Origin of the sequence: Kangsaoukella pontilimi, from assembly GCF_009830125.1 — a bacterium.
Lineage (GTDB): Bacteria > Pseudomonadota > Alphaproteobacteria > Rhodobacterales > Rhodobacteraceae > Kangsaoukella > Kangsaoukella pontilimi.
This window is the reverse complement of record NZ_WUPT01000004.1, coordinates 109143-126573: the sequence shown is the minus strand read 5'-3', so window position 1 is coordinate 126573 and position 17431 is coordinate 109143. Positions and strand designations below refer to the sequence as shown.

The following is a 17431-nucleotide window of genomic DNA, read 5'->3' as shown; positions in this document are numbered from 1 at the left end:
TCGACGCCCTCGTCCGATCCGTCGCCGAACTCGGCCAGATCACAAACACACCAACCCCAACACTCAACACCGTCCTCGCACTCGTAACCCTCAGAGCCAAAACAAAAGGGCTTTATGTGTGAGGCGGGCCAAGGGAGGTGCGGTGGACAATATGGGTGTCGAGCGGTCTGAGCGGCCCGACGGGCGTCCCGTGCAGGAGTGAGACGATCATCTGCGCCGCCTGCCGGCCCATCTGCCGGTGGGGGACGTGGATCGTGGTGAGCGGCGGCTCGATGATCTGGGCGATCTCGATATCGTCGAAGCCCGTGATCGAGACATCTCCCGGAACGCGGAGCCCCAGCCGCGTCGCGGCACGCACGGCACCCACTGCCAGAACATCGTTGCCGCAGAGAACCGCCGTCGGACGGCTGGCGCCGCTCATCAGCCGCTCCATCGCGGCGGCGCCGTTTTCGATGGCATAGGGCGTCTCGATCACGGTGACCCCGTCGGTGTTGATCCCGGCCTCGCGGCAGGCATCCATCACGCCGAGAACACGGTCGCGCGCCCGGTCGTTCTCGGCCTGAGGCGCGGAAATGACCGCCAGACGACGATGGCCGAGACCAGTGACGTGGCGGGCCAGTTCCGCCATGGCGAGACGGTTGTCGAAGCCGATTGCGGGTGCTTCCTGTCCCTCGTGATAAGCCCATGAGATCACGTAAGGAACGCCGCGGCGGTCGAGGATGTCATAGACCTCCTGCTGGCGCTCGAAGCCGATGAGCATGAGGGCATCCGCGCCCCGTGCCAGGAGCGTGCGCACCTGCAACATCTCGAGCTCCGGCTGATAGGACGAACTGGCCACCAGAAGGGTGAAGCCGTGGCGGCCGAGCTCTTCCTGAAAGGCTTGGAGGCCGCGGGCGAAGATGGCGTTTTCCATCGTCGGAATGACGACCCCCACGGTGTTCGTCCGCCGCGCGGCAAGGGCGCGGGCCCCGAAATTCGGGGCATAGCCGATGTCATGTACGACTTGCAGAACGCGGTTCCTCGTGCGCTCGACAACCCGGTCGGGGCTGTTCAGACACCGCGAGACCGTCGCCGTCGAGACCCCTGCAAGACGCGCGACGTCCTCAAGCGTCGGCGAACCGGAGCTTGACTTGGGGCGCTGCGAGGTCGTCTGCTTGGGCAATGTCTTCGATGTCCGCCAGTAGAAAGCCAACCGCGAGCGCAAGGGCGCGACTCTCCGGCTCGGGCATTCTGCGCTGCGGGCGGGGGGCATGTAAACGCTTGCATGAAAAAATGTAAGCGCTTACATTTAACGCGAATCAGGGTGAAGGGAGGATTACTCATGTTTCTGCTGGCGGCAGGCCTTCTCTTCGCGATTTACTTCGCAAATGTAATCCTGGGAGCTTCCGGAAACGCGTCCTTCATGGGCGACGTCAGTGAAATGCTCGTCCTTTTCGCCTCATCGATCTGCTTCACCGTTGCGATCCTGAGGGCGGAAAAGAAGAAGAAAAACAAATCATAACGACAGCCATGACAATAGGGAGGATTTCCATGGATCGTGATAAACAGGAACTGGCATCGGCCGAGCGCCGGAACTTTCTGAAGCTCGCCGGGACCGGCAGCTTCACCGCCGCGATGGTCGCTGGCGGTGCTGGTATGCTCTGGTCGAGCGAAGCGGCGGCGCAAACCGCGAACGAAGAGCGCGAGCGCGAAGCGGCGGCGGAACACACCATGACACTGGCCACGGCCTATGTTCTTGGCGCGTCGCGCAGCTACCCGATCATGCAGCTCGACCTGAAGGAAAACATCCAGAACGCGACCAACGGCAAGGTCTACGTGAAGCTTGCTCCGGGCGGTCAGCTTGGCGCCGGTGGCGCACTTGCCCAGGCCGTTCAGGCCGGCACCATCCAGTGCGCGCAGCATTCGCTTGCCAACTTCGCACCCTTCGCAAGCGCGGTCGACCTGATCAACCTGCCGTATTTCTGCGGCTCGAACCAGCGCTTCACCAACCTGACCCAGTCGGATGCGTGGAAGGCCGAAGTTCACCCCAAGATCGAGGCCTCGGGCTTCAAGGCGCTGTTCTATGTCGTGATCGACCCCCGCGTCGTCGCGATGCGCGCTGGCGGTGCCGGTCCGGTTCTGTCGCCCTCCGACCTGTCGGGCGTCAAATTCCGCGTGCCGGGCAGCCAGATGCTGCAGCAGTACTATCGCATGGTCGGCGCGAACCCGACGCCGGTCGCATGGGGCGAAACCCCGTCGGCGATCAAGCAGGGCGTCGCTGACGCGCTCGACCCGTCGGTGGGCGCTCTCTACGTCTTCGGCTTCAAGGACATCCTGAGCCACGTGACCTTCACCCAGGCCGTGCCGGACAGTCAGGTCTATTCGATGAACCTCGAATGGTTCAATTCGCTGCCTGCCGACGTTCAGGAAGGCATCGAGTTTGCTGGCGAAGTGACCACGCAGCAGAACCTCGCCAAGGTTCCGGCGGCCCGTGCCTACGCCATGTCCGAGCTCGCCAAGGCCGGCGTTCAGTTCCACACGCTGAACGACGATCAGCTTGCCGAGTGGCAGGACGCCGGCGGCTACCAGCGGTCGGAATGGGATCAGTTCAAGACCGATCTCGCCGGCTCGATGGACGTCTTCGCAAGGCTCGAAGAGGGTGCCAACACCCAGAGCCGCTACTACGTCCACGACGCGTAAGACACAGACCTTTCGGGGCGCGGACCGATCCGCGCCCCGGTTCAGCCGACACCCGACATCGCTCGCATATGAGTGCTGCGCCCTGACGGGCGGTCAGCAGACAGGAGGACTCCATGTCGCGAATACTGAAGGCATTGAACGAGAATGCGGAACGATGGGCGCTGCTCGTCTTCTACATCATGCTCGTCTCGACGATGTTCATCGAGGTCCTGCGACGCGAGATCTTTTCCTATTCGTCGATCTGGGGCGAAGAAATCGTCCGCTATTCATTCATCTATCTCGCATGGATCGGCTGCGCCGCAGCAGTGCGCGAGAGGGGACACATCCGGATCGACGTGCTTCTGGAATATGTAGGCCCGCGGGTGAAAGCGGTGATCTACATCTTCGGGGATATCGTGATGCTGATCGTGTCGGTCATCGCGCTCTACTACTCCTACGAGACGCTGCACGTGGCGATGAAGTTCGGCAACGTGACCCATGGTCTTCGGATCGACCAGGCGTGGTTCCTGGCCGCCGTGCCCATCGGCTTCGCGCTCGTGATCTTCCGCATCATCCAGTCGCTCATCCGTGACTTCAACGATCTTCGTAACGGCCGGCCCGTCTACGAAGGCGACAAACTCTTCGACTGAGGGACGGCACATGCTCTGGAACCATCTACAGCCGCAAGCCATCGAACTGGGGTGGGATTTCTACGGTCCCGTCATCCTGTTCGTCATACTCGTCGCGCTGGCCGTCCCGGTCTGGGCCGCCATCGGGTCATCCGCAATCCTGATGCTCGTCTGGTCGGGGGCGCTGCCCCTGACGCTGGTGGGCGAGAAACTGTTCTCCGGCATCGACGCCTTCGCGCTGACCGCAGTGCCACTCTTCATCCTGACCGGCGACGTGCTCGTCCGAACGGGGTTATCGCGAAAATTTCTGGATGTGGCCGAGGCGCTGACCCAGTTCGCCAAGGGCGGGTTCGGTTCGGCGACGGTCCTTGTCTGCGGCATGTTCGCGGCGATCTCGGGCTCTGACGCTGCCGGCGCCGCCGCCGTGGGCCGGATGACCATCGACCGTCTGGTCGAGTCGGGGTACCCGCGCCCCTATGCCTGTGCGCTCGTCGCTGCGGGTGCCTGTACCGGCATCCTGATCCCGCCCTCGATCGCCTATATCATCATCGGCCTTGTTCTCGGGATTTCGGCCTCGACGCTGTTCCTGGCCGCCGTGGTGCCGGGCCTTGCGATCCTGATCTCGATCCTGTGCACCAACATCGTGATGAACCGCCTCTATAAATGGGAGGGCGGCGGCAATATCTCGGCTGCCGAGTATTTCTCGCGGCTCTGGATCTCGCTCAAGTCCGGCTGGTACGCCTTCATCGTGCCGGGGATCATCTTCTACGGCATCTTCTCGGGCCGGCTGACCCCGACCGAGGCGGGCGCCACCGCCGTTGTCGTCACCATCTTCATGGGCTTCCTGCTTCGCACGCTGAAGCTCAGCGACTTTCCGGCGATGCTGGTCTCGTCGGCCAAGGTGAACGGTGTGATCCTTCCGATTATCGCCTTCTCGATCCCGCTGGCCGAGGCGCTGGCGATCATCGGCGTGCCGCAGGGCTTTGTCGCCGTCGCCACCAGCGTCAGCGAAGAGCCCTGGGTGCTGATCCTGATGATGATCGCCATCCTGATCGCGTCGGGCTGCGTCATGGAGACGACGCCGAACATTGTGATCCTGGCGCCGATCCTCAAGCCGCTTGCCGACAATATCGGCATGAACGAAATCCAGTTCTGTATCATGATGATCACCGCGCTCGGCGTCGGCTTTATTACCCCACCACTAGGGCTGAACCTCTTCGTGGTGGCGGGGCTGACCGGCGAGTCGATCCTGAAGATCGCCTACCGCGCCGTGCCCTTCGTTCTCTTCATGCTGATCGTCACGCTCATGATCGCCTACATCCCGGCGATCTCCACCACCTTCCTTCCGGAAATCTACAAGTAGGATAAATGAGATGCCCGTTGAGTATCTGAAAAAAGCAACCCTGACCTCGGAAAGCGATTCCGGTCAGACCCAGGCCATCGTCACCGGTATCCTCAACGATATCGAGGCGGGCGGCGAAAAGGCCGCGATGGAATATGCGGCCAAGTTCGACCGCTACGAGGGCAACGTCCTGCTGACGCAGGAGGAGATCGACGCTGCCATCGCAAAAGTGCCCGAGCGGCTGAAGGCGGATATCGACTTCGCCCATGCCAACGTGAAGCGTTTCGCCGAGGCGCAGAAGGCCACCATCAAGGACTTCGACGTCGAGGTCATCCCCGGCCTGATCGCCGGTCAGAAGAGCATCCCCGTGGACTCTGCCGGGTGCTACATCCCGGGTGGCCGCTATAGCCACATCGCAAGCGCAATCATGACCGTCACCACGGCCAAGGTTGCGGGCTGCGGCCATATCGTGGCCTGCTCGCCGCCGCGTCCGGGCGTGGGTATCGCGCCCGCGATCATCTACGCGGCTCACAAGTGCGGTGCGGACCACATCCTGGCCATGGGCGGGGTTCAGGGCGTCGCCTCGATGACTTTCGGTCTGTTCGGTCTGCGCAAGGCCAACATCCTTGTTGGCCCGGGCAACCAGTTCGTGGCCGAAGCCAAGCGGATCCTCTTCGGCCGCGTCGGCATCGACATGTTCGCCGGCCCCACGGACAGCCTGATCCTTGCCGACAAGACGGCCGACCCGATGATCGTTGCCGCCGACCTCGTCGGTCAGGCCGAGCACGGCTACAACTCGCCCGTCTGGCTTGTAACCGATGACCGGGCGCTGGCCGAAAAGGTCATGGAACTGGTCCCCGACCTGATCGCCGATCTGCCCGAGGTGAACAGCGAGAACGCCGCCAAGGCATGGCGGGACTATGCCGAGGTCATCCTCTGCTCGGATCGCGAGGAAATGGCGGCCACGTCGGACGACTATGCGCCCGAGCACTTGACCGTGCAGGCAGAAGACCTCGACTGGTGGCTGAATCGCCTGTCCTGCTACGGCTCGCTCTTCCTTGGTGAGGAAACCACTGTGGCTTTCGGCGACAAGGCATCCGGCACGAACCACGTGCTGCCGACCAATGGCGCGGCCAGCTACACCGGCGGTCTTTCTGTGCACAAGTACATGAAGATCGTGACCTGGCAGCGCGCGACCCGCGAAGGCTCGAAGCCGGTGGCGGAAGCGACGGCCCGGATTTCCCGTCTCGAAGGCATGGAAGGTCATGCGCGCACGGCGGATATCCGGCTGAAGAAGTACTTCCCTGACGAAGACTTCGATCTGTCGGCAAATGGCTGACACGGTCGCGCCTTCGGGCCTGTTCGATCTGACAGGCCGTGTGGCCGCGGTCACGGGCGCCAGCTCGGGCCTAGGCCGTCGCGCGGCGACGGTTCTGGCGGCGGCGGGTGCCTCGGTAGTGGGTGTCGCTCGCCGCGCCGAGCAACTGGACGCATGGGTGGCCGAGACCGGACCCCATGCCGCTGCCGTGGCCGCCGATGTGATGGACCGGGCAGCTTTGCCCGATCTGGTCCGGCGCGTGTCCGAGCCTTTCGGCGCGCCCGACATTGTCGTTCATGCTGCCGGGATCAACACCCGCCAGCCCGCCGACGAGGTCACGCCCGAGGGTTGGGACGTCACGATCAACCTGAACCTCGGCGCGCCCTTCTTCCTAAGCCAGGCCCTTGTGCCCGCGATGAAAGAGAAGGGCTGGGGGCGGATCGTCAATTTCGCCTCGCTCCAGTCCTATCGCGCTTTCCCGGCGGGCATCGCCTACGGTGCCTCCAAGGGCGGCGTGGCGCAGATGACCCGCGCCATGGCCGAAGCCTGGTCTGGTCACGGCATCACCGCGAACGCCATCGGTCCGGGTTTTTTCCGAACCGAACTGACCGCAGCGGTCTTCAACGACCCCGAACGCGCGGCGCGAAATGCGGCGCAGACCTGCATCGGCCGGAATGGCGAGCCCGAGGATATCGACGGGCCGGTCCTGTTTCTCTGCTCGGATGCCTCGGCCTATGTCACGGGGCAGGTTCTGATGGTGGACGGAGGGTTCACGGCGAAATGAAAGCATTGGTCTATATGGGCCCCGAGAAGCTGGACTTCTCCGAGGTCGGCGAACCGTCCGGAGCGCGCGGCGATGCGCTCATCTCCATCGAAAGCGTGGGCATCTGCGGCTCGGACATGCACGCCTATCTCGGCCATGACGAGCGGCGGCCCGCGCCGCTGATCCTTGGCCACGAGGTCGCGGGCGTTACCGACGGGCAGCGGGTAACCGTCAATCCGCTCGTGACCTGCGGCACCTGCCGCTATTGCCGCGAGGGGCGGGATAACCTTTGCCCCACCCGCCAGATCATCTCAATGCCGCCCAGAGAGGGCGGATTTGCCGAGCGTCTGACGATGCCGCCGGGCAACCTCGTCAACGTGCCCGATCACGTCACCGCCGATCAGGCCGCGCTGGCCGAACCCATCGCCTGCGGCTGGCACGCGGCACGGCTGTCGCTCGGCATCGCGCCGGGGACCGGGCGGGCGCTTGTCTTCGGTGGCGGCGCCATCGGTGTCGGCTCGGCCCTGTCCCTGATCGCGCAAGGCGTAGCCGACGTTCTGGTGGTCGAGCCGAACGAGGGGCGCCGTGCCTACCTGGAAGCCACCTGCGGCCTCAAGGCAATCGCGCCCGAAGCCATCGCGGGCGAGGGGCTTTTCGACATCATCATCGACGGTGTCGGCTATCCCGCCACGCGGGCAGCGGCCTCGGCCGCGGCAGCGCCGGGCGGGGTCATCGCGCATATCGGGCTGGGAAGCGCCGAAGGCGGTCTGGACATCCGCCGCATGACACTGCAGGAGATCAGCTTCGTCGGCACCTACACCTATACGGCGCGGGACTTCCGCGACACGGCTGCGGCCATGTTCGACGGCAGGCTCGGCGCGCTCGACTGGGTCGAAATCCGGCCCTTGTCCGAGGGGGCGCAGGCCTTTGCGGACATCCGGGCGGGCAAGGTCGCAGCGCCGAAGATCATCCTAAAGCCCTGAGGGGCGGGCCAAGCGGCCCTGCGAGACAAGAAGGACTAAAACCGTGGCGGAAACCGAAACCATCGGATTGGACGCGGCGACGGATCTGATCCGCCGCGCCCTTGTCGCATCGGGCGTGGCCGAGACCGGGGCGCGCCTGACCGCCGAGGCGCTTGTTGCCGCCGAGGCCGAAGGGCAGGTGGGGCACGGCTTTTCGCGTCTGGCCGACTATGCCGCACAGGTCCGCACGGGCAAGGTGAGAGGCGACGCCGTTCCGAAAGTCACCCGCCCGCGCCCGGGCACCATCCTTGTCGATGCCGGGTTCGGCTTCGCTTATCCGGCGCTCGACGTGGCGATCCGCGAAGGCGTCGCGGCAGCGGACGAGGTCGGCACGGTCGCCATGGCGATTTCACGGTCGCACCATTGCGGGGCGCTTTCGATCCAGGTCGAGAAGATCGCTCAAGCGGGGTGCCTTGGCCTGATGGTCGCCAACGCGCCCGCCGCCATTGCGCCATGGGGCGCACGGGAGGCGGTGTTCGGCACGAACCCCATCGCCTTCGGCGTGCCGCGCCCGGACGGGCCGCCCCTTGTGATCGACCTGTCCCTCAGCCGCGTCGCGCGGGGCAAGGTGATGCACGCCAAGAAGAGCGGCACGTCGATCCCCGAGGGCTGGGCGCTGGACAAGGACGGCAACCCGACGACCGATCCCGAGGCCGCGCTCGCCGGGACCATGGTTCCGATCGGCGAGGCCAAGGGTACGGCGCTGGCGCTGATGGTCGAGATCCTGTCCGCTGTATTCACGGGCGCCAACCTCAGTATCAATTCGGGGTCCTTCTTTACCGCCGAGGGCGACCCGCCGGGCACCGGTCAGTTCCTGATGGCGATCAAACCTGCCGACATGACAGGCTTCGCCGCGCGGATCGAAGCGCTTTTGGGCCACATCGAATCGCTGGAAGGCGCCCGCCTTCCCGGTACCCGCCGTCTTCAAGCGCGGGCGAAGTCAGAGGCCGAAGGGCTGAATGTTCCCGTCAACTACCTGAACATCGCGCGGGAGCTGGCCGGGTCCGATGGCTGAGCATCCGACCGCACCCTCTGCCGCTTCGTCAGAAGGCTGGCGCGACCGGGTGCGGAGCCTGATGCCGGGACTGATGATCGTCGCGCTCATCGCTCTGGCCAGCCAGTTCGTATCCGAGCACTACGGCGCGCCGGCCATGTTCCTTGCGCTTCTCTTCGGCGTCTCGCTCAACTTCCTTTCGAGCGATGTCCGATGCAAACCGGGGATCACCTTCGGCGCCTCCACGCTCCTCAGGTTTGGGGTTGCGCTTCTGGGGCTTCGTATCAGCGGCGAGATGGTGACCGGCCTTGGCTGGGGCATCACGTTTCTGATCATCGGCGCAGTCATCGCCACAATCGCCTTCGGCATGATCATGGCGCGCTTCTTCCACTTCCGGCACCGCTTCGCGATCCTGTCCGCGGGTGCGGTTGCGATCTGCGGAGCATCGGCCGCGATGGCCATCGCCGCCGTGCTGCCAAAGGACGAACGGTCGGATGAGCGGCTGGTCTTTACCGTCGTCGGCGTCACGGTCCTGTCGACGCTCGCGATGCTGTTCTACCCGCTTCTGGTGCCATGGCTGGGGTTCGACGACCGGGCGGCGGGCATCTTCATCGGCGGAACGATCCATGACGTAGCGCAGGTCGTGGGCGCGGGCTATTCCATCTCGGACGAGGCGGGCGTGACCGCAACGCTGGTCAAACTCCTGCGCGTTCTGATGCTGGCACCCATCGTCGTTCTGATCGGCGTTGTCATCCGCATGACCGTCACCGCCGGGCCCGACGACGGCCCGCGCCCGCCCCTGTTCCCGACCTTTGTCATCGCCTTCGTCGCGCTCGCCGTCGTCAACTCGTTCGGCATTCTGCCCGGCTGGCTGACCGATGCAGCGTCTTCGATCTCGCGATGGGCGCTTCTGGCCGCAATCGGCGCTGTGGGGCTGCGCACGCTGCCGCAGCAAATCCTGGGTGTCGGCCCCGCCGCGGTCGGACTGCTGGCCGTCGAGACATTCTTTATCGGGGCCGTCGTTGCGGGCGGTCTTCTGCTATTCTTCTGACCACGAACCGGAACGGAGCCTGCCCATGTCATCCCATATCCTCATTCCCGTCGCCCTCGATCACGAGGGCCTGGTCGAGCGCAAGATCGCCTTGGCGCGACGCCTCCTAGACGACGGCGGCAAGATCACGCTGCTCACGGTTCTTGAAAGCGTGCCGGGCTTCGTGGCGGAATTCGTGACGCCTGATTCCGAGAACCACCTGACCACCAAGGTGAAGGCCAAGCTTGATGCCGTGGCCGAAGGCTCGGATGATCTTGTGACCGAGGTGATCGTCGGCAAACCCGGTGTCCAGATCGCGCGCTACGCCAAGGCCCACAGTGTCGACCTGATCGTTGTCGGCTCGATGTCGCCCGATGGAGACGACTATTTCCTTGGCTCGACGGCTTCGCGCGTCGCGCGACGGGCGCATTGCTCGGTGATGATCCTCCGCTGACTGCGGTTCCGCCCAGTTGACGTAGGACACGGGCGCGGCCAGTCTCGGGCGATGGAGACATTCGAGAATCCGTATCGTGGCACGGACGACCTTCCCGAGGGGCTGGATGGCGTGCCGTGGCCGAGCGTGGATGCCGCACGGCCCCTTGGCCTGTTGGCGCGCTGTCCCCGTGCGGCGCGAACTCCTCTGGTTCGCGCAGATGCCCTTGCCAAGCGCGTCGGCGTTGCCAACGCCTGGATCAAGGACGAACGGGATCGCATGGGGCTTGGCAGCTTCAAGGCGCTTGGTGCGGCCTATGTCATCGCGTCCGATGCGGAAGAGGGGGCTGCAGCAGGCCGGACCTATGTCACCGCCAGTGCCGGCAATCACGGGCTCTCCGTCGCAGCGGGGGCGTCGGCTTTCGGCGCGAAGGCGGTGATTTTTCTCTCCGAGACCGTCCCGGAGAGCTTTGCCGACCGGCTCCGCGACATCGGGGCCGAAGTGCGCCGCGCGGGCGAGACCTATGAGGCCAGCATGTCTGCGGCCGCCGACTATGCCTCCGCTGAAGGCGCGGTTCTATTGTCCGACAGTTCCTGGCCCGGCTATTTCAACCGCCCGCATCGCCTGATGGAGGGCTATCTTGTTCTCATGGAAGAAGCGGTCGAGGACATGCCTGAACCGCCGACCCATATCTTCCTTCAGGCGGGTGTCGGCGGTCTGGCCGCCGCTGCTGCAGCGCTTGCGCGCGCGCGGTGGGGCGACGCCCCTCGCATCATCGTGGTCGAGCCCGAGGCGGCACCCGCGCTGGCAGAATCCATAAAGGCGGGAAAGCCCGTAGTCACGGAAGGGCCGGTCTCGAACATGGGGCGGCTCGACTGCAAGGAGCCTTCACTCATCGCGCTCAAGGGATTGGCCCGCGACGCCGATGATTTCGCCCTGATCACCGAGGACGAGGGCGCGCGGGGCGCGGACGTCGCCGCGCAGCTCGGTCTGGACACGACGCCGTCGGGCGCGGCCGGTCTGTCGGCCTTTCTGGCCGCCGAGCCGGGGACGTGGGGACTTGGCAAGGACGCGCGCCTCTTCATGATCTTCAGCGAAGGCACAGGCTGATGACCGGAGCGCGCGGCTTTCCCGCTGCCGAGTATCGGGGCCGGGTCGCGCGCGCACAGGCGCAGATGTCCGAAAGCGGTCTCGACGCACTTCTTCTGACGACCGAGCCGGACATCCGGTATTTTACCGGCTTTCTGACCCGTTTTTGGGAAAGTCCGACGCGGCCATGGTTCCTTGTCCTTCCCGCGGGCGGCGACCCTGTTGCTGTGATCCCCGGCATCGGCGCGGCGCTCATGGCCGAGACGTGGATCAGCGACATCCGCACATGGGCGTCGCCGGACCTGAGCGACGACGGTGTCAGTCTATTGGCGGCGTCTCTGGCCGATATGGTCTCTGAAGGCGGCCGCATCGGCGTGCCGTTCGGACCCGAAACCCACCTCAGAATGCCGCTCGACGCCTGGCGCGTACTCGCGGAACTCCTCGGTGACCGCGACCTGACCGGCGACGCAGGTATTCTCCGACGCTTGCGCATGGTCAAATCTCCGGCCGAGATCGCCAAGATACAGGCGGCCTGCGACGTGGCGGGCCGCGCCTTCGACCGTGTGCCCGAAATTGCCTGCGCGGGTATCCCTCTGTCCGAGGTATTCCGCCGGTTCCAGATGCTGTGCCTGGACGAGGGCGCGGATTGGGTCAGCTATCTGGCGGGTGGCGCGGGGCCGGGCGGCTATCTCGACGTGATCAGACCCGCCACCGATGCGCCGCTGGCCGTCGGAGATCTGCTGATGCTGGACACCGGCGCTGTGCTCGACGGCTATTTCTGCGACTTCGACCGGAATTTTTCCATCGGACCGCCAGCCGCAGAGACAGAGGACGCCCATGCGCGCCTGATCGAGGCGACCGCCGCCGGGTTCAATGCCGCGCGCCCCGGTGTCACTGCCGCCGACCTCTTCCACGCGATGGACAGTGTGCTGACCGATGGTGAGGCGCCAGAGGGGGCGGGGCGGCTGGGCCATGGGCTGGGCATGCAACTGACCGAATGGCCGTCGCTCATGCCGGCGGACAAGACGGTGCTTGAGGCGGGTATGGTCCTGACGCTGGAGCCAGGCCTGTCCCTGTCCGGCGGGCGGATCATGGTGCACGAGGAAAACATCGTCATCACCGAGACGGGGGCCGAGTGGCTGACCCGGCCAAGCCCGCCCGAAATCGTTTGCCTTGAAGGTCGCGCATGACGACCGTCCCTTACGATATCGAACCCGACACGCGCCCAGCCATCGGATTGATCGTGCTTCAGGCGGACGAGACTATCGAAGACGAGATGCGCGCGCTCCTGCCGTCCGATATCCGGCTTCTGGTGTCCCGCGTGCCGTCCGGGCTGAGCGTGACGCCCGAGACTCTATCCGAGATGGCCGGGCATCTGACCGCAGCAGCGACGCTCTTTCCACGTGGGATGCGCTTTGACGCCTTTGGCTATGCCTGCACCTCGGGCGCGGCGGAAATCGGACGGGAGCGTGTGGCGGAGCTGATCCGGCAGGGGGCCTGCGCAAAGCGCGTCACCGATCCCGTTACCGCGCTGATCGCCGCCTGCCGGGACATGGGCGTTAAACGGATCGGGCTCGTCTCGCCCTATGTGGCAGAGGTCTCGGACCGGCTGATCGGTGTTCTGGCAGGCGAGGGAATCGAGGTCACGGCGCGCGTCACCTTCGACGAGGCGGAAGAGGCCCGCGTCGCACGTATTTCGGCGGACTCGGTCCGGCAAGCCGCGCGACAGGTGATGTCACAGGCATCGCCAGAGGCCGTTTTCCTGTCCTGTACAAACCTCAGAACGGCAACGATCCTTGACGATCTGACGGCGGAACTCGGATGCCCGGTGATGTCCAGCAACTCGGTTCTCGCCGGTCATCTGAGCGCGATCTGCCGGCCTCCACGCTGACGACGACGTAAAAGCGGAATGGGCGTTCGGCTTGACCTCACAGGTTAAAACGGCCCACTCTGAGGCCGTGACCGCGGTCAACGCGGCTGATGATGGGAGAATATTATGTACATGAAACTTGCGGGCGCTCTGGCCGCAGCAACCCTGTTTGCTGGTGCTGCCTCGGCGCAACAGACCTTTATCGCGATCGGCACCGGCGGTGTGACGGGCGTCTATTATCCGACCGGCGGCGCGATCTGCCGTCTCGTGAACCGCGGGCGCGCAGATCACGGCATCCGCTGCGGCGTCGAGTCGACCGGCGGTTCTGTCTTCAACATCAACGCGATCCGGAACGGCGAGCTGGAATTCGGCGTGGCCCAGTCCGACTGGCAGTACCATGCCTTCAACGGCACCTCGCGGTTTGAAGAGCAGGGCGCCTTTGAGGGCCTACGCGCCGTCTTCTCGGTGCATCCCGAGCCCTTCACCGTGGTTGCGCGCGCCGATGCCGGCATCTCGACCTTCGATGATCTGAAGGGCAAGCGCGTGAACGTGGGCAACCCCGGCTCGGGTCAGCGCGGCACGATGGAAGTCCTGATGGCAGCCAAGGGCTGGACGATGGACGATTTCGCCCTCGCCTCCGAGCTTCAGGCCGCCGAGCAGAGCCAAGCGCTCTGCGACAACAACATCGACGCGATGGTCTACACGGTCGGCCACCCCTCCGGTTCGATCCAGGAAGCCACCACCGCCTGCGACGCGGTTCTGGTCGAGGTTTCGGGCGATGCGGTCGAGGGCCTTGTCAGCGAAAACCCGTTCTACCGGACGGCGACGATCCCGGGCGGAATGTATCGCGGCAATGACAGCGACACGATGACCTTCGGTGTGGGCGCGACTTTCGTCACCTCGGCGGACGTGCCGGAAGACGTGGTCTACGAGGTCGTGAAAGCGGTCTTCGAGAATATCGACCAGTTCAAGGGCCTGCATCCGGCCTTTGCCAATCTCGACCCGGCCGAAATGGCCAATGACGGCCTCTCGGCACCGCTTCATGATGGTGCCGCGCGCTATTTCCGTGAAGCGGGCCTGATCCAGTAATCGCCCACGGGCGGTACGAACACTGTCCGGGCGCGGCCTGATCCGCGCCCGGACCCCATAAAAACCAAGACATTGCAGAGGGGACAGAGGGATGGCCGATCCGACGGACCGCGAGGGCGTGGCACAGGGACAACGCCAGTTCAGCGACGATGAGCTTCAGGACCTTGTCGCATCGACCGACTCAGGCGCGCGGGCGCCGACGAACCGCTCCATCGCGCTTTTGATCTCGGTCACGGCGCTGGTGTGGTCGCTGTTTCAGCTCTGGATCGCGCAGCCGCAGCTTTGGTTCGGGCAGTATCTGCCGGTGCTGAACTCGTCGCAGACGCGGCCGATCCACCTGATGTTCGCGATCTTCCTCGCGTTCCTCGCCTATCCGGCCTTCAAGGGCTCGCCTCGCGACCGCATCCCGCTCGTCGACTGGGCGCTGGCGCTGATCGGCGCGGCCTGTTGTTTCTATGTCTTCGCTTTCTCCGACACGCTGGCGATGACCGCGCGCTCGGGCCTTCCGACCCAGTTCCAGGTCATCCTGGGCGCCATCGGCATTGTTATCCTGCTCGAAGCTTCGCGCCGTGCACTCGGGCCTGCGCTGACCGTGGTGGGGTCGCTCTTCCTGCTTTACGCCTATTTCGGGACAGGCTGGCTGATCCCCGAACTGATCGAGCACGAGGGCCTGTCCTTTACCTCGCTGATCAACGCGCAGTGGCTGGATACGGCGGGGGTTTTCGGCATCCCGCTCGGCGTTTCGACGGCCTTCGTGTTCCTTTTCGTGCTGTTCGGCTCGCTTCTGGATAAGGCGGGCGCGGGCAACTACTTCATCAAGCTTGCCTTCGCGGGCCTCGGCCACCTTCGTGGTGGCCCCGCCAAGGCGGCGGTCGTCGGCTCGGCCATGACCGGCCTGATCTCGGGCTCGTCCATCGCCAACGTGGTGACCACGGGCACCTTCACCATCCCCCTGATGAAGCGCGTTGGCTTCACCGCCGAGCAGGCCGGTTCGGTCGAGGTCGCGTCATCGGTCAACGGTCAGATCATGCCACCGGTGATGGGCGCAGCCGCCTTCCTGATGGTCGAATTCATCGGGATTTCCTATATCGAGGTCATCAAGCACGCCTTCATCCCGGCGGTGATTTCCTACATCGCGCTGGTCTATATCGTGCACTTGGAAGCCCTGAAGAAGGACATGCCCGCGCTCGGCGAGTCAAAGTCCTTCCTTGGCATGATCGTCAAGTTCTTCATCGGCTTCGCTGTGGCGGGCGTCGGCTTCACCATCCTGATCTACGCCATGCGGACGCTTCAGTCCGTGGCCCCCGATCTGACCACGCCGATCTCGATGAGTGTCCTTCTTCTGGTCTATGTCTGGCTGGTCGCCATCGCGGCACGCAAGCCTGACCTTGAGGTAGACGATCCGAACGACCCCGAGATCAAGATCCCGACCGTGGGCGAAGTCTATTCGACCGGCCTGCACTACATCCTGCCGATCCTCGTCCTTGTCTGGTTCCTGATGGTCGAACAGCAGAGCCCGGCCAAGTCGGCGTTCTATGCCACGTCGCTGATGCTGTTCATCATCGTCACGCAAAAGCCGCTCAAGGCGATGTTCCGGGGCGAGGGCGGCAGCTTTGGCGAGACTTTCCGCGAGGGGATCAACGATCTGGGCGATGGTCTGATCGCAGGCGCGCGCAACATGATCGGCATCGGCGTCGCGACTGCGGCGGCCGGTATCATCGTCGCCACCGTGACCAAGACTCCCATCGGAACCGAGCTTGCCGGCCTCGTCGAGCAGCTTTCCATGGGCTACCTCTTCCTGATGCTGATCTTCGTCGGGCTCTTCTCGCTGATCCTCGGCATGGGGCTTCCGACGACGGCCAACTACATCGTTGTCTCGTCGCTGATGGCGTCGGTCGTGGTGTCGCTCGGCGCGCAGGAAGGGCTGATCGTGCCGCTGATCGCCGCGCACCTGTTCGTCTTCTACTTCGGCATCATGGCGGATGTGACGCCGCCTGTCGGTCTGGCCAGTTTCGCCGCCGCCGCCGTGTCGGGCGGCGATCCGATCAAGACGGGCTTCACGGCCTTCTTCTACAGCCTCCGGACCGTCGCGCTGCCGTTCCTGTTCATCTACAATCCGGCGTTGATCCTCTACGGCGTCGATCTGGGGACGACCTCGGGGATCCTCTATGCGGTCTTCATCTTCTGCGTGGCCACATTCGCAATGCTGCTCTTCGCGGCGGCGACGCAGGGCTATTTCCTGGCCAAGTCGCGCATCTACGAAAGCGCGGCGTTGCTTCTGGTGGCCTTCACGCTCTTCGTGCCGGGCTTCTGGCTGAACCAGTTGCAAAGCCCCTTCGTCAGCATCCCGCCCGCCCAGTTCGAAGAGGCGGTGGCCAATGCCCCCGCGGGCAGCCGGCTGAGGCTTCAGATCGAGGGGCCTGACTTCAACACTGGCGACATCGCGACGACGACCCTGGTGATGGACATCGAGGGCGAGGGGACGGCTCAGGAGAGGATCGACGCCTCTGGCCTGCTCCTCTTCCCCGATGGCGACGAGGTCAGGCTGGATGAGCCGATGTTCGGCACGACCACGGCCGAGACTTTGGCGGATTTCGACTTCTACGCCGACGAGCCCGTGCGCCTCGCGTCTATCGAAGCGCCGCGTGACCGGTTGCCGAAAGAGGTGTTCTACATCCCCGCGCTGCTGCTTCTGGGGCTGGTGATAATGCTTCAGCGCCGCCGCCAAACGAAACCCGCATTCTGAGGAGGGCGCTCATGTTCAAGTCCATCCTTCTGCCCATCGACCTCTCCGCGCCCGACAGTTGGTCGCGCGCGGCTCCAACGGCGATCAAGATGGCCCATGACGGCGGCGTACCGCTCCATGTCGTCACGGTCATCCCCGACTTCGGCACGTCCATGGTCGGCAGCTATTTTCAGGACGGCTACGAAAAACAGGCCCTGCACGACGTCGGCGAGAAGCTGACTGCCTGGGTATCCGAGAACGTGCCGAGCGACGTCGATGTCAGCCCCCATGTCATGCATGGCCGGGTCTATGACAAGATCATCGAGGCGGCTGACCGTCTCGGCACCGACGTGATCGTCATGGGCTCGCACCAGCCAGAGCTGAGCGATTACCTTCTCGGTCCGAACGCCGCGCGCGTGGTGCGCCACGCCAAGCAATCCGTTTTTGTCATCCGCCCGGAGGCCTGAGA

17 protein-coding genes are annotated in these 17431 nt (G+C 64.6%); 16 read left to right on the top strand and 1 reads right to left on the bottom strand.

The window, feature by feature from the left end; translation table 11 throughout:
- Window positions 1–112: 112 nt before the first annotated feature.
- The gene (locus tag GQ651_RS17770; protein ID WP_227258356.1) at window positions 113–1162 is read right to left on the bottom strand and encodes a LacI family DNA-binding transcriptional regulator; all 1050 of its coding nucleotides are present in this window, start codon (window positions 1160–1162) and stop codon (window positions 113–115) included.
- 159 nt (window positions 1163–1321) lie between these two features.
- Here GQ651_RS17770 and GQ651_RS17765 point away from each other — a divergent pair, with 159 nt between their 5' ends.
- The 16 genes from GQ651_RS17765 (at window position 1322) to GQ651_RS17690 (ending at window position 17429) form a co-directional block, all read left to right on the top strand.
- A complete protein-coding gene (locus tag GQ651_RS17765) occupies window positions 1322–1501 on the top strand; it encodes a hypothetical protein (protein ID WP_160765628.1) in 180 nt (59 codons plus the stop codon).
- A 29-nt stretch (window positions 1502–1530) separates the two neighbouring features.
- Window positions 1531–2679 carry a TRAP transporter substrate-binding protein gene (locus GQ651_RS17760; RefSeq protein WP_160765627.1) on the top strand — a complete coding sequence of 383 codons (1149 nt, stop codon included), beginning with the start codon at window positions 1531–1533 and terminating at the stop codon, window positions 2677–2679.
- Between the two features lie 113 nt (window positions 2680–2792).
- Complete coding sequence (locus GQ651_RS17755; RefSeq protein ID WP_160765626.1) at window positions 2793–3308, top strand: TRAP transporter small permease; 516 nt, start codon at window positions 2793–2795, stop codon at window positions 3306–3308.
- 10 nt (window positions 3309–3318) lie between these two features.
- Window positions 3319–4650, top strand: coding sequence for a TRAP transporter large permease (locus GQ651_RS17750; RefSeq protein ID WP_160765625.1), 1332 nt, complete (start codon window positions 3319–3321; stop codon window positions 4648–4650).
- 10 nt (window positions 4651–4660) lie between these two features.
- On the top strand, window positions 4661–5968 hold the full coding sequence (gene hisD, locus GQ651_RS17745) for a histidinol dehydrogenase (RefSeq protein ID WP_160765624.1): 1308 nt from the start codon (window positions 4661–4663) through the stop codon (window positions 5966–5968).
- On the top strand, window positions 5961–6731 hold the full coding sequence (locus tag GQ651_RS17740; RefSeq protein WP_160765623.1) for an SDR family NAD(P)-dependent oxidoreductase: 771 nt from the start codon (window positions 5961–5963) through the stop codon (window positions 6729–6731). The genes hisD and GQ651_RS17740 overlap by 8 nt, the downstream gene beginning before the upstream one ends.
- A complete protein-coding gene (locus GQ651_RS17735) occupies window positions 6728–7693 on the top strand; it encodes a zinc-dependent alcohol dehydrogenase (protein WP_160765622.1) in 966 nt (321 codons plus the stop codon). The genes GQ651_RS17740 and GQ651_RS17735 overlap by 4 nt, the downstream gene beginning before the upstream one ends.
- A 43-nt stretch (window positions 7694–7736) precedes the next feature.
- Window positions 7737–8747 carry an Ldh family oxidoreductase gene (locus GQ651_RS17730; protein WP_160765621.1) on the top strand — a complete coding sequence of 337 codons (1011 nt, stop codon included), beginning with the start codon at window positions 7737–7739 and terminating at the stop codon, window positions 8745–8747.
- Window positions 8740–9777, top strand: a complete 1038-nt coding sequence (locus GQ651_RS17725) for a YeiH family protein (RefSeq protein ID WP_160765620.1) — start codon at window positions 8740–8742, stop codon at window positions 9775–9777. Before GQ651_RS17730 ends, GQ651_RS17725 begins: the two co-directional genes overlap by 8 nt.
- Before the next feature lie 25 nt (window positions 9778–9802).
- Complete coding sequence (locus GQ651_RS17720) at window positions 9803–10210, top strand: universal stress protein (protein WP_160765619.1); 408 nt, start codon at window positions 9803–9805, stop codon at window positions 10208–10210.
- Window positions 10211–10261: 51 nt separating this feature from the next.
- A complete protein-coding gene (locus GQ651_RS17715) occupies window positions 10262–11299 on the top strand; it encodes a pyridoxal-phosphate dependent enzyme (protein WP_160765618.1) in 1038 nt (345 codons plus the stop codon).
- Window positions 11299–12468 carry a M24 family metallopeptidase gene (locus GQ651_RS17710; RefSeq protein ID WP_160765617.1) on the top strand — a complete coding sequence of 390 codons (1170 nt, stop codon included), beginning with the start codon at window positions 11299–11301 and terminating at the stop codon, window positions 12466–12468. Before GQ651_RS17715 ends, GQ651_RS17710 begins: the two co-directional genes overlap by 1 nt.
- Complete coding sequence (locus GQ651_RS17705; RefSeq protein ID WP_160765616.1) at window positions 12465–13169, top strand: maleate cis-trans isomerase family protein; 705 nt, start codon at window positions 12465–12467, stop codon at window positions 13167–13169. Before GQ651_RS17710 ends, GQ651_RS17705 begins: the two co-directional genes overlap by 4 nt.
- Before the next feature lie 105 nt (window positions 13170–13274).
- A complete protein-coding gene (locus GQ651_RS17700; protein WP_160765615.1) occupies window positions 13275–14237 on the top strand; it encodes a TAXI family TRAP transporter solute-binding subunit in 963 nt (320 codons plus the stop codon).
- A gap of 91 nt (window positions 14238–14328) precedes the next feature.
- Window positions 14329–16983 carry a TRAP transporter permease gene (locus GQ651_RS17695; protein WP_160765614.1) on the top strand — a complete coding sequence of 885 codons (2655 nt, stop codon included), beginning with the start codon at window positions 14329–14331 and terminating at the stop codon, window positions 16981–16983.
- 11 nt (window positions 16984–16994) lie between these two features.
- On the top strand, window positions 16995–17429 hold the full coding sequence (locus tag GQ651_RS17690; protein ID WP_160765613.1) for a universal stress protein: 435 nt from the start codon (window positions 16995–16997) through the stop codon (window positions 17427–17429).
- The last annotated feature ends 2 nt before the right edge of the window (window positions 17430–17431 follow it).

Excerpts from the sequence above, each read along its gene's own strand:
- GQ651_RS17720 (WP_160765619.1), top strand. The coding sequence starts at position 9,803 with ATGTCATCCCATATCCTCATTCCCGTCGCCCTCGATCACGAGGGCCTG.
- GQ651_RS17715 (WP_160765618.1), top strand. The coding sequence starts at position 10,262 with ATGGAGACATTCGAGAATCCGTATCGTGGCACGGACGACCTTCCCGAG.
- GQ651_RS17735 (WP_160765622.1), top strand. The coding sequence starts at position 6,728 with ATGAAAGCATTGGTCTATATGGGCCCCGAGAAGCTGGACTTCTCCGAG.
- GQ651_RS17695 (WP_160765614.1), top strand. The coding sequence starts at position 14,329 with ATGGCCGATCCGACGGACCGCGAGGGCGTGGCACAGGGACAACGCCAG.
- GQ651_RS17710 (WP_160765617.1), top strand. The coding sequence starts at position 11,299 with ATGACCGGAGCGCGCGGCTTTCCCGCTGCCGAGTATCGGGGCCGGGTC.
- GQ651_RS17740 (WP_160765623.1), top strand. The coding sequence starts at position 5,961 with ATGGCTGACACGGTCGCGCCTTCGGGCCTGTTCGATCTGACAGGCCGT.
- GQ651_RS17705 (WP_160765616.1), top strand. The coding sequence starts at position 12,465 with ATGACGACCGTCCCTTACGATATCGAACCCGACACGCGCCCAGCCATC.
- GQ651_RS17755 (WP_160765626.1), top strand. The coding sequence starts at position 2,793 with ATGTCGCGAATACTGAAGGCATTGAACGAGAATGCGGAACGATGGGCG.
- GQ651_RS17690 (WP_160765613.1), top strand. The coding sequence starts at position 16,995 with ATGTTCAAGTCCATCCTTCTGCCCATCGACCTCTCCGCGCCCGACAGT.
- GQ651_RS17760 (WP_160765627.1), top strand. The coding sequence starts at position 1,531 with ATGGATCGTGATAAACAGGAACTGGCATCGGCCGAGCGCCGGAACTTT.
- GQ651_RS17750 (WP_160765625.1), top strand. The coding sequence starts at position 3,319 with ATGCTCTGGAACCATCTACAGCCGCAAGCCATCGAACTGGGGTGGGAT.
- GQ651_RS17765 (WP_160765628.1), top strand. The coding sequence starts at position 1,322 with ATGTTTCTGCTGGCGGCAGGCCTTCTCTTCGCGATTTACTTCGCAAAT.
- GQ651_RS17725 (WP_160765620.1), top strand. The coding sequence starts at position 8,740 with ATGGCTGAGCATCCGACCGCACCCTCTGCCGCTTCGTCAGAAGGCTGG.
- hisD (WP_160765624.1), top strand. The coding sequence starts at position 4,661 with ATGCCCGTTGAGTATCTGAAAAAAGCAACCCTGACCTCGGAAAGCGAT.
- GQ651_RS17700 (WP_160765615.1), top strand. The coding sequence starts at position 13,275 with ATGTACATGAAACTTGCGGGCGCTCTGGCCGCAGCAACCCTGTTTGCT.